The organism is Streptomyces sp. 12E (assembly GCF_055633275.1).
In genome coordinates, this window is sequence record NZ_JBVNCJ010000003.1 from 126,832 (window position 1) to 141,508 (window position 14,677).

At 74.9% G+C, this 14,677-nt stretch carries 11 protein-coding genes; 9 read left to right on the plus strand and 2 right to left on the minus strand.

Going from position 1 to position 14,677, the window contains the following annotated elements; genetic code table 11:
• The first annotated feature begins 71 nt into the window (after positions 1–71).
• From aroC to ACZ8ZB_RS35245, 9 genes are all read left to right on the plus strand, one after another.
• A complete protein-coding gene (gene aroC, locus ACZ8ZB_RS35205) occupies positions 72–1,247 on the plus strand; it encodes a chorismate synthase (protein ID WP_470741949.1) in 1,176 nt (391 codons plus the stop codon).
• Between the two features lie 8 nt (positions 1,248–1,255).
• A complete protein-coding gene (locus ACZ8ZB_RS35210; protein ID WP_470741849.1) occupies positions 1,256–2,356 on the plus strand; it encodes a 3-dehydroquinate synthase family protein in 1,101 nt (366 codons plus the stop codon).
• Positions 2,353–3,630: an IS701 family transposase gene (locus ACZ8ZB_RS35215; RefSeq protein ID WP_470741850.1), complete on the plus strand. Its 1,278-nt coding sequence runs from the start codon at positions 2,353–2,355 to the stop codon at positions 3,628–3,630. The genes ACZ8ZB_RS35210 and ACZ8ZB_RS35215 overlap by 4 nt, the downstream gene beginning before the upstream one ends.
• Positions 3,627–4,562: a transaldolase family protein gene (locus tag ACZ8ZB_RS35220; protein WP_470741851.1), complete on the plus strand. Its 936-nt coding sequence runs from the start codon at positions 3,627–3,629 to the stop codon at positions 4,560–4,562. The genes ACZ8ZB_RS35215 and ACZ8ZB_RS35220 overlap by 4 nt, the downstream gene beginning before the upstream one ends.
• Positions 4,563–4,780: 218 nt before the next feature.
• Positions 4,781–5,092, plus strand: coding sequence for a hypothetical protein (locus ACZ8ZB_RS35225; protein WP_470741852.1), 312 nt, complete (start codon positions 4,781–4,783; stop codon positions 5,090–5,092).
• 220 nt (positions 5,093–5,312) lie between these two features.
• Positions 5,313–6,251 carry a helix-turn-helix domain-containing protein gene (locus ACZ8ZB_RS35230; RefSeq protein ID WP_470741853.1) on the plus strand — a complete coding sequence of 313 codons (939 nt, stop codon included), beginning with the start codon at positions 5,313–5,315 and terminating at the stop codon, positions 6,249–6,251.
• Positions 6,248–9,919, plus strand: coding sequence for an AMP-binding protein (locus ACZ8ZB_RS35235; RefSeq protein WP_470741854.1), 3,672 nt, complete (start codon positions 6,248–6,250; stop codon positions 9,917–9,919). Before ACZ8ZB_RS35230 ends, ACZ8ZB_RS35235 begins: the two co-directional genes overlap by 4 nt.
• A 287-nt stretch (positions 9,920–10,206) precedes the next feature.
• On the plus strand, positions 10,207–10,569 hold the full coding sequence (locus ACZ8ZB_RS35240; protein ID WP_402693294.1) for a YciI family protein: 363 nt from the start codon (positions 10,207–10,209) through the stop codon (positions 10,567–10,569).
• Complete coding sequence (locus ACZ8ZB_RS35245) at positions 10,566–11,819, plus strand: RNA polymerase sigma factor (RefSeq protein WP_470741855.1); 1,254 nt, start codon at positions 10,566–10,568, stop codon at positions 11,817–11,819. The genes ACZ8ZB_RS35240 and ACZ8ZB_RS35245 overlap by 4 nt, the downstream gene beginning before the upstream one ends.
• A 71-nt stretch (positions 11,820–11,890) precedes the next feature.
• Here ACZ8ZB_RS35245 and ACZ8ZB_RS35250 read toward each other — a convergent pair whose 3' ends face one another.
• Entirely contained in the window at positions 11,891–12,130 is a 240-nt protein-coding gene (locus tag ACZ8ZB_RS35250) for a type II toxin-antitoxin system RelE family toxin (protein ID WP_470741950.1), read from the minus strand.
• Between the two features lie 833 nt (positions 12,131–12,963).
• Positions 12,964–14,601, minus strand: coding sequence for a hypothetical protein (locus ACZ8ZB_RS35255; RefSeq protein WP_470741856.1), 1,638 nt, complete (start codon positions 14,599–14,601; stop codon positions 12,964–12,966).
• Positions 14,602–14,677 lie beyond the last annotated feature (76 nt).

Genomic DNA, 14,677 nt, shown 5'->3' on the forward strand with positions numbered 1-14,677 from the left:
GGTGCCCGCCCCTGTCCTCCCGCGCCGGCTCCGGCGCTCCGCACCCCACCGAAGGAAGTGCATTGTCTGCTTTGCGATGGCTCACCGCCGGCGAGTCGCACGGGCCGGCCCTGACCGCCGTGCTCGAGGGACTGCCGGCCGGTGTGCGGACCTCCACCCACGAGGTCGCCGACGCCCTCGCCCGCCGCCGCCTGGGACACGGGCGCGGCGCGCGCATGAAGTTCGAACGCGACGAGGTGGACTTCGTCGGCGGAGTACGGCACGGCCGTACCCTCGGCAGCCCGCTCGCCGTCCGCGTCGGCAACAGCGAGTGGCCGAAGTGGGAGACCGTGATGGCCGCCGACCCGGTCCCCGCCGAGGACCTGGCCGGCCAGGCGCGCAACGCCCCCCTCACCCGGCCCCGCCCCGGCCACGCCGACCTGGCCGGCATGCAGAAGTACGGGTTCGACGACGCCCGGCCGGTCCTGGAGCGGGCCAGCGCCCGCGAGACCGCCGCCCGGGTCGCGCTGGGCAGCATCGCCGAGGCCTTCCTGCGGCAGGCGTACGGGATCGGGCTGGCCAGCCACGTCGTGGCACTCGGCACCCGGCGTTCCGCGTCCACCGCGCTGCCCGGCCCCGAGGACACCGAGCGGCTCGACGCCGACCCCGTGCGCTGCTTCGACGCCGCCGCGTCGGCGGCCATGGTCGCCGAGGTCGACCGGGCGCACCGCGCCGGGGACACCCTCGGCGGCGTCGTCGAGGTCCTGGTGCACGGGCTGCCGCCGGGCCTCGGCTCGCACGTGCACTGGGACCGCCGGCTGGACGCGCGCCTGGCGGGCGCCCTCATGGGCATCCAGGCCATCAAGGGCGTCGAGTTCGGGGCGGGCTTCGCCCTCGCCGCCGTCCCCGGCTCCGAGGCGCACGACGAGATCGTCCCCGCCGACGACGGCGTACGCCGCGCCAGTGGCCGCTCCGGCGGTGTCGAGGGCGGCATCTCCACGGGCGAACTCCTGCGGGTGCGCGCCGCGATGAAGCCGATCGCCACCGTGCCGCGGGCCCTGGCCACCGTCGACACGGCCACCGGCGAGGCCGCCGTGGCGCACCACCAGCGTTCCGACGTGTGCGCGGTGCCGGCCGCCGCCGTGGTCGCCCAGGCCGTGACCGCCCTGGTGATCGCCGACGCCGCCCTGGAGAAGTTCGGCGGCGACAGCGTGCCGGAGACCACCCGCAACCACCACGCCTATCTCACCCACCTGGCCGTCAAATGAGGCAGAACGTGACCCTTCCGATCCAGTCGTCCGCCGCGTCCACCACCCTGCTCGCGGCCGGCCCCGCGCCGTACCCCGTCGTCGTCGGCAGCGGCCTGCACGAGCAGGCCGGGCGCATGCTCGGCGAGGACGTGCGGCGCGTGGCACTCGTCCACCCCCCGAAGCTGGCCGCGGCCTGCCACCGGATCGCCGGCGACCTCGAGCGCCACGGCCGCCACGTGCTGCCGCTGGTGGTGCCGCCCGGCGAGGGGGCCAAGGACGCCGGCGTCCTCGTCTACCTGTGGTCGCAGCTCGCCGAGTCCGGCTTCACCGGCTCCGACGCGGTGATCGCCCTCGGCGGCGGCGCCACCGTCGACCTCGCCGGCGTCCTCGCCGCCACCTGGCAGGGCGGCATCGGCCTGGTCCTGGCCCCCACCACACCGGCGGCCATGGTCGACGCCGCGGTCGGCGGCCGCGCCGCCCTCAACATCCCGCAGGGCAAGAACCTGGTCGGCGTCCGCCACCGGCCGGCCGGCGTGGTGTGCGACCTGGACCTGCTGGCCCAGCTGCCGCGCGCCGACTACACCGACGGCCTCGCCGAGGTCGTCAAGGCGGGCCTGATCGGCGATCCCGCCCTCCTGGACCTGATCGAGGACGACCCGCGGGCGGCCGCCGACCCGGCGGACGCGCGGTCCCGGGAGCTGATCGAGGGCGCGATGCGCGCGAAGGCCGCCGTGGTCGCGGGCGCCCCGCCGGCCGAGGGCCCGTGGGAGTTCCTCGACTACGGCCACACGCTCGCCCACGCCGTCGAACACGCGGAGAACTACCGCGTCGGACACGGCCGCGCCGTGTCCATCGGCATGGTGTTCGCCGCCGAACTCGCCCGCGCGGCGGGACGGCTGGACGACGGGCACGTGGCGCGGCACCGGGACCTGCTGGAGTCGCTGGGCCTGCCGACGTCCTACCCCCGCTACGCCTGGGAGCGGCTGCGCACCGCGTTCGCCTCCGACGGCACGGCCCACGGGACCCGGCTCAGGTTCGTCGTCCTGGACGCGCCGGGCCGCCCCGGCCTGCTGGAGGACCCCGCGGCCGGGCTGCTGGACGCCGCCTACGGCCGGGTCGGCAGGTGAGCGGGCCCGCGGCCGCCCTGCGGGACACCGGCGCCGGCGTCCGGCCCGGCGCCGGCCCGGACGGCCTCCCCCGCGCCGGTCACGGGGCGACCGCGGGCACCGGCCCCGAAGCCGAGGTGCTCGCCGGCCTCTCCCACGGGGTCCTGCACTCCCTCGCCCGCCGCGACCAGCGGCGCAGCGGTGAGCTGTACCTGCGCGGGCTGCTCGCGGCGAGCGGGCGCAAGACCATCCGCAACATCGCCTCGCACACCGGGGTGCCGGCCGACGCCCAGCGGCTGCACCACTTCATCAGCGACTCGACCTGGAGCTGGGCCCCGGTGCGCGCCGCGCTCGCCCGTCACATGGGCGCGCTCGCACCGCCCCGCGCCTGGGTCGTGCGCACCGCGACCATGCCCCGCGCCGGACACGGCGGAGTGGGAGCCGACCACGTCGCCGACCCGCGCACGGGACGCTCCCGCACCGCGCAGCGGGCCGTCGGGCTGTGGGCCGCCTCCGAGTGCGGCGGCTACCCGGTCGACTGGCACCTGCGGCTCGGCCCCCGCTGGCTGGGCGACGCCCGCCTGCGCGAGCAGGCCGGCATCCCCGCCGGCACGGTCGCCCTGGACCCCCTCGAGGCGGGTCTCGAGCTGCTCCTCGGCTCCGCCCGCACCACGAGGGCGCCCCACCGCCCGGTCCTCCTGGACGCCCGGCAGGCCTCGGCCGGCCGGGTCGCCGCCCTGCTCGGCGCCGAGGACTTCCCCTACGTCCTGCGCGTCAGCGCCTCGCAGCTGCTGACCCCCCTCACCGCCGACGGCCGCGCCACCGGCCGGCTGATCACCGCCCGCCGGCTGGCGGGCGGCCTGCCGCCGCGCCGCTTCAGCCGCGTACGCGCCCCCGAGCCCTGGGCGGGCCGGCACGAGGTCGCCCGGATGCCGTGCCAGGCGGCCGACACCCCGCCCGGGCCGCAGCGCCCACAGCTGCTGCTGGCCCAGAAGGACCCGCTCAGCCCGCTGCACACCGCCTTCTGGCTCACCGACCTGACCACCTGGCCCACCGGCGCCCTGATCCAGCTGGCCGCCGCCTCGGCGCGGGTCGCCCGGGACGCGGCCGGGACCGGCCGCCGTAGCGGCCTGTACGACTTCGAGGGCCGCACCTTCGCCGGCTGGCACCGCCACATCACGCTCGCCTCGACCGCCCACGCCGCCGCCCTGCTGCTCCTCTCCCGGGACCACGGCGGCCCCCGCCGACCGACGTCCCCCGCCGCCCGGCGGCCGCACCCCAAGGAGGCACCATGACCGCAGCGCTGCTCACCGCGTCCGCCGTCCGGGACAGGGCGGCCGACGGCCCGCTCGACGGACTGCTGCACGCCCACGGCACGGACGGCGCGACGGTGGCGTACCCCGGGTACGACGCCCACCTGCGCGCGCTGGCCCGGCGGGGACGCCCGGTCGCCGGGGCGCTCGCCGAACTGGTCGCCCACGGCGCGCGCCGGGCCGCCGACCGGCTGCGGCCCCGCTACGAGGCCTCCGGCCGCGCCGACGGCCACGTCTGCGCCGCCGTCCCCACCGCCCTGGCCCACTCCTCCGGCGCCACCGAGGCGGGGGCGCGCGCCCTGCACGAAGCCGTCGGCCGGCCCAACCTGATGATCAGCGTCCCGGCCACCGACCCGGGGCTGGAGGCGATCACCGCGTGCCTGTCCGAGGGCATCGGGGTGCACGCCGTGTCCGTCGCCTCCCTGGAGCGGTACGCCCGCCTCGTCGACGCCGTGCTGACCGGGCTGGAGCGCGCCGCGGCCGACGGGCTCGCCCCGGCCGCCGTCCCGTCGGCCGTCTCCCTCACGACCGCGGGCCTGGACGGGGCGGGGGCGGACCCGGCCCGGCCGGCGGGCGTGGCGGCCGCAACCGTCCACCTGGCGCGCCGGATGCGCGAGGAGGTCCACGGCTCGCGGCGCTGGCGCGCGCTCGCAGGGCAGGGCGCCCGCCCGCACCGGCTGATGTCCGACGCGCCGCCCGGGGCGCACGGCCACGACGACGCGAGCGCCTGGCGGACCCTCGACGCGCTGCCCTCGTACGGCCTCTGCTACCGCGAGCTGACCGCCGCCGCGGAGGCGGCCGACCTGGCCCGCTCCGCCCGCCGGCAGCGCCGGACGGCACACCTCGTCGGGGCCGCCCTGCGCGGGGCGGCGGAAGAACTCCACCGCGCTCCCTCTCCTCACCCGCTCGGCTGAGGAGAGGGAGCGCACCGTCCTCGGGCCCCGGTCTCCAGAGCCCGCGCCCCTCCCTCCCCGGGCGGCAGCCGACATAAATGGAGGCATGTCATCCGTGCCACAGCGATCGGCTTCCGCCCGGTCCGCCGGCCGGCACGGCTCGACGGCGTCCGGCCCGCCCTCGAGGGCCGTACCGAACCCACCGGTCCCACGCCGCCGGCACCCGCTCCGCGCCCTCGGTGCGTCACCGTTCTCGGCACGGCCGGCCGCGGTGGGAGACCGGCCGTCCTCGTCACAGGTCTCTCGGTGGAACTTCCGCCGGCGAGGGCGCCGGCCCCTTCAGGCGCTCCTTCGCTCTCACCCACGCCCGGGCCGGACGCGTCCTCGCAGCCGTCGCGATCGCCTACGAAGGCGTCCTGAGCCTGCTCTCCGGCGTTCTCAGCCTCGCCCTGCTCGGCCATCCGGGATACGGCGGCAGCGCCGACGGGCTCGACGACGCCCTCGTCGACGTCGTCCACGCCGCCGTCGCCCCGCCCGTACGGCCTTGCTGATCGCCGGCCTCACGGTCACCTGCATCGACCTGCGCGCGAGGTCCACCGACGGCTCCCCGCACGAACCCGCCCGATCGAACGTGTGTCGGCTTGCGGGTCATCGAAGCCTCCGATATTGCTACGATACCAGCATGCGGGTATGTTTCTCTGAGGGTGAGGTGACGGTGCGCCCACGGGGGTGGCCGGCTGCGTCCCGTACGCACGGATGGAGGCTGATGCGGTGCCACGCATCGACGAGTTGAAGCCGACGCACGCCTTGGCCGGGCCCCTTCCCGCCGGCCGCAGCGGAGTGCAGATCGTCAGGGGACACGACGAGCCGGTCGACGGGACCGTGCGGACCCACCAGTTCGGTGGGGTGCGGGTGGCACTGGTCAAGGGCGACGGCCCCAGGGAACTGATCCGGCCGGCCCGGCAGATCGACCCGCGCACGGCGGGCTGCCTGCGCGTGGTACGGCCGCTGACCGGCACGGTCTGGGTGTTCCAGGACGGCCGGCACGGGATCGTACGCGCCCCCAACCTCGTCTGCTTCGACAGCACCCGCCCCTACAAGGTGGTCATGCCGGAGAACTTCCGCCTGGTCGACATCATGGTGACGCACCGTCTGGTGGGCCTGACCGCCCACGACGCCGAGCCCCTGACGGCCCGGCCGTGGTCCGGCGCCGAAGGGCTCGCCGCCCTGCTGTCCTCCCTGCTCGACGGGCTCGGCCGGCACGGCAGGGAGGTGGAGACCGCGGTCGACCTGCTCGGCGGCAGCGTCGCGGGGCTGACCGCCGCGCTCTTCGCGGAGCGCATGCGCGAGGTCGCCGAGGACCCGCAGATCGCCCGGCAGACGCTGATGCTGAACATCCAGACCCATGTGCGCGAGCGGCTGGCCGACCCCGGTCTGAGCCCGGTGACGATCGCCCGCGAGCACAACATCTCACTGCGCTACCTGCAGAAGATCTTCCAGGAGCACGGCATCAGCCCCGCCCGCTGGATACGCGACGAACGGCTCTCCCGCTGCCGCAACGAACTCGCCGACGCCTCCCTGGACCACCTGCCCGTCGCGCTCATCGGGGAGCGGGCCGGACTGTACGGGGCGTCCCACTTCAGCCGGCTCTTCCGCGACCGCTACGGCATCACCCCCCGTGAGTACCGCAGAGAGCGGAACGGCTCATGACCGCGGCCGGGCTCTCCCTGCTCGACGGCGGGCCCGCCCCGCGGCCGGAGTGCGCCACGCTCGGCAACGCCCTCGTGCGGGCCGCGCTCGCCTCCCCCTCCCGGGGCCTGTGCTTCGTCGGCGCCGACGGCGGCGAGACCCACTGGAGCTACGCACGTCTCCTCGAGGAGGCTGCCCGGACGCTCGGCGGGATGCGGGAGGCCGGGGTCCGCCCCGGGGAACGGGTCGTCCTGCACATCGCCGACGAACCCGAGCTGCTGACCGTGTTCTGGGCGTGCGTGCTGGGCGGATTCGTCCCGCTGCTCGTCGGCGCCGGCGCCGACCGCGCCGCCGGGCCCGGCCTGCTGCACGCGGTGTGGGAACGCCACGGCCGTCCCCGGGTCGTCACCGGCCGGGACCAGCGGGTCCTCGCGACCACCCGGGCGCACTCCGGCTGGGGCAGGGCCTGGCTCGGCCACCCGCACCACCTGCGCGCCGCCGCACCCGACCACCACCGGCACCCGGCCCGCCCCGGCGACCTCGCGGTCCTGCTGCTCACCTCGGGCTCCACCGGCGCGCCCAAGGCCGTGACGCTCACCCACCGCAACATCCTCAGCCGCAGCGCCGCCACCGCCCGCGCAGGCGGCCTCGGCGCCGCCACCCGCACCGTCAACTGGATGCCGCTGGACCACGCCGGCGGACTGCTGCTGTTCCACGTGCGGGACGTCTACCTCGGCGCCCACCAGGTGCACGCCCGGCGGGACTGGGTCCTCGCCGACCCGCTGCGCTGGCTCACCCTGGTCGACCGGCACCGCGCCTGCACCACCTGGGCGCCCAACTTCGCCTTCTCGCTCGTCAACGACCAGGCGCACCGGCTCGCCGGCCGGACCTGGGACCTGAGCTGCCTGCGCTACCTCATGAACGGCGGCGAGGCCGTGCACGCCTCCGTCGTCCGGCGCTTCATGGCCCTGCTCGCCCCCTTCCGCCTGCCCGGGGACGCGATGTTCCCCGGCTGGGGGATGTCCGAGACCGCGGCGGGCGTCGTCGACTGCAGGCTGTCCGACCTGGACACCGGGGACGACCGCTACGTGCCCGCCGGACGGCCCCACCCGGGCACCGCCGTGCGCTGCGTCGACGACCACGGCGCACCGGTCCCCGTCGGCACCGTGGGACACCTCCAGGTGAGCGGCCCCTCGGTCACCGGCGGCTACCTCGACGACGCCGAGCACACCCGCCGCTCCTTCACCGCGGACGGCTGGTTCCGCACCGGGGACCTGGCGTTCGTCGAGAACGGCGTCCTCACCGTCACCGGCCGCGCCGACGACCTGATCGAGTGCGGCGGCGTGCGCTGCCACAGCCACGAGATCGAGGCCGCGGTGGAGGAACTGGACTTCGTCACCCCGTCCCACACCGTGGCCTGCCCGGTCACCGGAGCCGACGGCGACGAGCTCGCCGTCTTCTACCACCCGCGTCCCGGCACCGCGCCGAACGAGGCGGAAGCCGCCGTCCGCGCCCGGGTCGCCGACCGCCTCGGACTGTCCGTGGCCCGCGTGGTGCCGGTGGACGCCCAGGACGTCCCCAGGACCGGCATCGGCAAGCTCCGCAGGACCCGGCTGCGGCAGTGGTACGAGGCAGGGCGCGCCCGGACCGACCACACACCCACGGACCGGCACCCCACTGCCGTCGTGAGCGAGGGGCCCGCAGCGCGGGCAGGAAAGGAAGAGGACGGCATGACAGACACGGCACGCACCGCCGCCGACGGCGGTGCGCTGCGGATCGGGGTGCTCGGCCCGCTGGACATCCGCTCGCAGGACGAGGACCGCACGCCCACCGCGCCGATGGCCCGGCGCACCCTGGCGGTGCTGCTGCTCAACGCCAACCGCCTGGTGTCCACCTCGGCCCTGATCGAAGAGCTCTGGGAGACCGAACCGCCGCGCCTGGCCCGCAAGACCGTACAGACGTACGTCTACCAGATGCGCAAGGCGCTGCGCTGCCCCGGGGATCCGGACGAGCGGGTGCGGACCGGCCCGAACGGCTACCGGATCGACCTCCGGCCGGGGGAACTGGACCTGTGGGAGTTCGAGCACGGGGTCGCGCGCGCCCGCACCGCACTGAGCGAAGGGGATCCGCGCACCGCCGCGACGCTGCTGCGCCAGGCGCTCGCGCTGTGGCGCGGCGAGCCGTTCGCCGGGCTGGAGACGGGAGTGCTCCTCGGCGCGCGGATCGCGCAGATCGCCGACTCCCGGCTCGGTGCGCTGGAGCTGCGCATCACCGCCGACCTGCAGCTCGGCCGCCACCGCGCGCTGATGGGAGAACTGCGGCAGCTCACCGCGGACCACCCGCTCAACGAGGAGTTCGTCGCGCAGCTGATGCTCGCCGCGCACCGGTCGGGGCAGCGCGCCACCGCCCTGGAGGCGTTCGCACGGCTGCGCCGCCGGCTCGTCGACGAGTTGGGCATCGAACCGGGCGAGCGGCTCCAGCGGCTCCAGCAGGACGTGCTGAACGAGACGCTCCCCGGGCCGGAGGCCGTGCCCGTCGCAGCGCCGGCCGCCGCCCCCGTGCCCGAGCCCGCGCGGCCCGCCCACGGCCGGCTGCCCCTGGACACCCCGGACTTCACCGGCCGCGCCCGGGAACTGGCCGAACTGACCGCGCTGGCGGGCGAGGGCGGGGACGGGGACAGGGGCGGGACACCACCGGGGGCGCACGGCGCGGGCCCGCGGGTCGTGGTGGTGCTGGGCCCGGTCGGGGTGGGCAAGACCGCGCTCGCCGTGCACGGGGCGCACCGGCTGGCCGGCGACTTCCCCGACGGGGTGCTGCACGCCCGGCTGCACGGCGGCGACGACCGCCCCCGTACGGCGGCCTCCGTGCTGCGCGGGCTGCTGCGGGACTGCGGTACGGGCCTGACGGAGCTGCCCGACGACACCGACGAACTCGCCGGGATGTTCCGGGCGTTCAGCGCCGGGCGGTCCCTGCTGGTGCTGCTGGACGACGCCGCCGGCACCGACCAGGTGCTGCCGCTGCTGCCGGCCGACGACGCGAGTCTGGTACTGGTGACCTCCCGGGTCCGGCTGCCCGGCCTGCCCGGCGCCCGGCCGCTGTCGCTGGGGCCGCTGTCGGCCCCGGACGCGGCCGCCTTCTTCGCGGGCGTCGCCGGCCCCGAGCGCATGACCGGCGGGCCCGGCGCCGTGGGCGAGGTGACGGAACTGATGGGCCACTACCCCCTCACCCTGCGCGCCGTGGGCGAGAAGTTCGCGGCCCGTCCGATGTGGACGCTTCCCGACCTGGCCCTGGGGCTGGTGCACGACGGCCGCCTGGCGGCGGAACTGCACGACGAGGCCTGTGACGTACTGGCCCGGGCGTCGGCCGCCGTCGCCCGGCTGCCCGTGTCGCTGCGCCGGGCGCTGGTCCTGCTGGCGTCGACCGGGGCGGACTCCTTCGACATGGACGAGGCGGGGCGGGTGCTGCCCGGCGACACCTGGGCCGTGCAGTCGCTGATGGGCCGGCTGCTCGACCACCACGTGGTGGTGCGGACGGACCAGGCCGACCCGTCGGCCCTCACCCTCCGCCTGCCGGACCTGGTCCGGATGTCCCTGCCCTCCCCCGACGACGCGGAACTCCACGTCCTCCCGGGCGCCGACCGCGCGCTCGGCGGCCGCTCCGTCGCCGGGGTCCTGACCTCCACCGGCTGAGCTTCCTCACGAGCGCTCCACGCCTGCCCCGGTGGCCCCTGGGCCGGACGGCACGGTCCCCCACCCGCGCTCCGGCCCGGGCGCCATCGGGGCAGGTCAACACCGTTGGAGAGCCGCCAGGTTGTAGATTGACCGCTCGTGCCGCTCTGGTGTGCGGAGCGGTCGGCGGGACGCGAAAAAAGTTTTCGAAGAAAGTTCTCGTCGGATGTCGAGGACCCGTTTCCCGCTCCGACTGAGGGGTGACAGCGCGCCGACGGGGCGCGAGGGAGTGAGGGGACACACCCGGGATGAAGTACGTCGCGATGATCTACGGCAACCAGGCCAAGTGGGACTCCTTCCCGGCCGAGGCGTGGCCGGAGGCGATCGCCAAGCAGGAGGCGTTCAACAAGAAGTACCGCGAGAGCGGGGAGCTCCTCGGCGCCTACGGTCTGGCGGACGCGGCCAACGCCCAGCTCGTGCGCCGCGAGGACGGCGTCCCGGCGGTCACCGACGGCCCGTACCTGGAGACCAAGGAGTACATCGCCAGCTTCTACCTGCTGGACTGCGACAGCCTGGAGCGGGCGCAGGCGATCGCCGCGGACATGCCGTTCGCCGACGTGGAGCCGGTCGAGCTGTGGCCGGTGCTGCACGAGTCCGCGGCGGACGTGTGACCGCCGCGCATCACCCCGCCGAGGACCTGCTGCGCGAGCTGGCGCCGCAGGTCCTCGGCGCGCTCGTACGCCGCCACGGCGTCTTCGACGCGTGCGAGGACGCGGTCCAGGAAGCCCTGCTGGCCGCCGCCCTGCAGTGGCCCGAGGCCGGCGTCCCGGACAACCCCCGGGGCTGGCTGCTCACCGTCGCCTCCCGCAAGCTGGTCGACCAGGTCCGCAGCGACAGCGCCCGCCGGCGCCGCGAGGACGCCCTCGCCCTGGCCACCCCGCAGGCCGAACTGCTCGGCCACGCCGCCGACACCGTGCCCGACGCGGACCGGGACGACTCGTTGGCCCTGCTGTTCCTGTGCTGCCACCCCGCGCTGTCACCGGCCAGCCGGATCGCGCTGACCCTGCGCGCGGTCGGCGGCCTGACCACCGCGCAGATCGCCGCGGCCTTCCTGGTGCCCGAGGCGACCATGGCCCAGCGCGTCAGCCGGGCCAAGCAGACCATCAGGACGTCCGGCATCCCCCTGTCCGTACCGGAGGGGGCCGATCTCGCCGAGCGGCTGGCCGAGGTGCGCCACGTGCTCTACCTGGTCTTCAACGAGGGGTACACCACCACCCACAGCGCCGGCCTGACCACGCCGGAACTGTCCACCGAGGCGATCCGGCTCACCCGGCTGCTGCACCGCCTGGTGCCCGACGACACCGAGACCGCGGGCCTCCTCGCGCTGATGCTGCTCACCGACGCGCGCCGCCCCGCCCGCACCGGCCCGTCCGGGGAACCGGTGCCGCTGGCGGAACAGGACCGCGGCCGGTGGGACCGCCGGCTCATCGCGGAGGGGGTCGACCTGATCAGCCGGACCCTGCCGCTCGGCCGGGTCGGCCCGTACCAACTGCAGGCGGCCATAGCCGCCGTGCACGACGAGGCCGAGGACACCGACGCCACCGACTGGCCCCAGATCCTCGCCCTGTACGAGCTCCTGGAACGGTTCGGGCCGAATCCGGTGGTCACCCTCAACCGCGCGGTCGCCGTCGCCATGGTCCACGGCCCGGCCGCGGGACTCGACCTGGTCACGGCACTGGAGGCCGACCGCCGCACGGCCCGCCACCACCGGCTGCTCGCCACCCGCGCCCACCTCCTCGAACTCCTCGGCGACCACGAGGCCGCGGCGGCCTCTTACCGCGAAGCCGCCCGCCGCACCACCAGCGCCCCCGAGCGCCGCCACCTCAGCGCCCGCGCCCACCGCCTGGAGGCCCGTGCGTGACGCGCCGCGGCGGTCGCCCGTGGGGGCGACCGCCGGACAGCCCGGTGCGGACCATGCGAGTCGCTGACGCTTCAGGGGACCTGGCGGTAGACCTCGCGGCGGTTGCCCACGGTCAGGACCCACACGACGAGCCGGCCGTCCTCGACGGTGCAGACGACCCGGTGGTCACCGACCCTGAGCCGCCACCGGGCGTTGTGCCCTCGCAGGGCCTTCACGTCGAACGCCGCCGTGTCCCCGGCGTCCATCGCCTTCTGGAGTTCGGCCAGGCGGTACAGGACGCGCAGGGCATCAGGGCGCGGGATCTTGAATATGTCCCGCTGGACGTGCGGTCGATCCGCAACAGCTCGCGGACGTGCGCCGTAACCCGCTCGACGGCCTTGACGGACGAGGACGGCACGACGAGTGCGTACCGTATACGGGCGTCCCGGCTCGTCATGCGGCGCAGCAGCTGCCCGTAGGCGATGTCGGCGTCGATGCCCTTCTCCTTGGTGCGGCCCTTGGCCTCGCAGACCAGTCGCTCGTCGCCGCGCACGGCTTCGAGGTCGGTCCAACGGTCCGTGGGCTCGACGGGCGTCCAGCCCTCGGCGAGCAGCCAGGTGCGGAAGGCGTCGGTGATCCGGTCCTCGTCGCTGTCCCGGGCGAGGATCTTCCGCAGTGCCGCCAGGTCGGCCTCCTGGTTGCGCCGCGTCCGTCCGCGTCGAGGTCGGCCGGCCGGACCACGACCAGCCGCAGCCCGTGGGCGGGGATCTCGGTGTCGCGGCGGGCGTCGTACAGGGCCCGCTGCTCGCCCCGGTGGACACCGCTCACGGTGAGCCGGTCCGGCTTGTCGAAGTGGGGCACCGGCTGGTCGTGCTGGAGCTCCCGGTACTCGACCACCAGCCGATGGCCCGGCCAGTACGCGTCGACCGGCAGCCGGACCTGACGGCCCCTGCCCCCGGGTCGCCCCGCAGCCAGTCGAACCGGTGCTGCGTCAGGGCCTGTTCGCCGAGAATGCGGTCGCACAGACCAATCACGTACGCCTCGTCGCTGTCGTCTCTCGCTCCCATGGCGCGCATCCTGTCAGGCGGCACCGACAACGCCGGAAGCGCGCCCCTGTCGCTCCGGGCCAGTGCCGCACCGTCGTCCGCCACAGCCGTACTCGTGGTCAAGCGGGCTCGAGGAGGTCCACGACGGAGAGCCCGGTTTCGCCGTTGACGAGAGTCAGGGCGACATCGGCGCGGGCGGCCAGATCGAGCGGATCGAGGCCTTCGACGTAATCGGCGTGGATGATCCGGTCCAGGCCCGCGCCGACCAACGGGGCAGCGGTGCGGAGTGAGGCTTCCAGCGCCACGCCCTGGGTCGCGCCGCCGTGCAGGATGATGTTCCGGGTCCGATACAGGCGCCGGAGCGCGATACGGAAGGCACCGGCGACATCGCTCAGAACCGGGCGCGGATTCTGCACCAGGTCCGCCATGCGCTGCGCGGCAGGACGGTCGCTGTACTTCGTGGAGGCGCCGGTGAAGTCCAGTGCCGTGGCCCCGTGAGCGAGAAGGGCCTCTGCGACCACGCGGGCCCGCTCCTGATTAGTGGTGCATCCTGCGATATCCCGGGCGAGTCCGTCCAGCACGCGTGGCTTGTGCCGGTGCGCGAGGGCAGTGAGCTCGGCCCGGGGCCAGGAACACGCGATGATGGCCGCCATGCGGTCTGCCGCCACCGCCTTACCGGACCGCTCGCCCTCCCCCTTGGGGTCATCGGGGTTCGACAGCAACGACTCGATGGCCGCCCAGGCGCCCGCCACGGCCGGAGCCAGTGGACCTCGGTTGACCGCGGCCGCGAGCTCCAGGGCGTCGTCGGTCCGACTGCGAGTACCTGCGACCTTGTACAGGTGGCCTTCGTTGACCAGGGTCAGAACATCCGCGCCGCGCGCGGGAGGATCGAGCGGGATGGGACGTGGGTGTCCAGCGACCCAGATATGAGGGAGGGGTTTCACACCGCCCCGGTCGCGGCGCAAGAACTGGGAACGGGCTGTCATCCGCTCCAGCATCTGCCGAGCCTGTTCAGCGGCGCTGAAGGGATCGAGAGCCGTGAACCGGTAGACGAACCCGCCGCCGGGCCGGATGCCCGCGGTGTCGTGACCGTGCTCGCGCAGCCAGGCCACCACCTTGCCTTTGCCGTACCAGTGTTCCAGCGGTTCGGCGAGCTCCCGTCGGGGCACCTTCTCCAACGCCACCAGAACGTCGTACGTGCGGGCCTGCGCACGAGCCAGCTCAATTGCCGCAGCCGCCGTGTCGGCCATGGTGGCGTGCGCACCGTACAGGTCTTTCGCCCAGGCCTTCAGGTAGCTGGCGCTGTAACCCAGGTCGAGAAGGTGAGAGGCCACGGTTCGGGAGAACCTCTCCGGTTTGACGCGCTGATCGGCGGGAGCACTGACCGCCGTCGCCCACCGCTCCAGATAACCGGAGCGGACATGGCCGATGATCTCCTTGAGCCGACGACGTCCAGGACTGGGATCCGGCAACGGCTGCTTCAGCAGGCTGGTGAGCTCCTTGCGCAGCTCCTTGTCTCCAAGACCTCGGTCAGGGCCGATCAGAGCACCGAGCTGGATACGCTGCCAGTCACACGCGGCCGGTGAGAGTACCCCGTGGGCCTGCCAGTAGCCGGCCTCCCAGAGCTCTTCCAGGGCCAGCACCGAACCTATGTCCCAGAGACGGCGCGCCCACGGCGTGCCTTCGTCGGTGAAGAAATCCGTCATCCGGGCGAGCACATGCCGGGCATAGGGGTCTGAAGCGGAGGCCATGACCATCGCAGCACCCTAGCGGAGGACGGGATCTGCCATCGCGGACGAGCGGACTCGTGCTACCGTGGTAGCAGACTTAAAG

Coding starts and splice junctions, on each gene's coding strand:
- ACZ8ZB_RS35220 (WP_470741851.1), top strand. CDS start 3,627: ATGACCGCAGCGCTGCTCACCGCGTCCGCCGTCCGGGACAGGGCGGCC.
- ACZ8ZB_RS35235 (WP_470741854.1), top strand. CDS start 6,248: ATGACCGCGGCCGGGCTCTCCCTGCTCGACGGCGGGCCCGCCCCGCGG.
- ACZ8ZB_RS35240 (WP_402693294.1), top strand. CDS start 10,207: ATGAAGTACGTCGCGATGATCTACGGCAACCAGGCCAAGTGGGACTCC.
- ACZ8ZB_RS35255 (WP_470741856.1), bottom strand. CDS start 14,601: ATGGTCATGGCCTCCGCTTCAGACCCCTATGCCCGGCATGTGCTCGCC.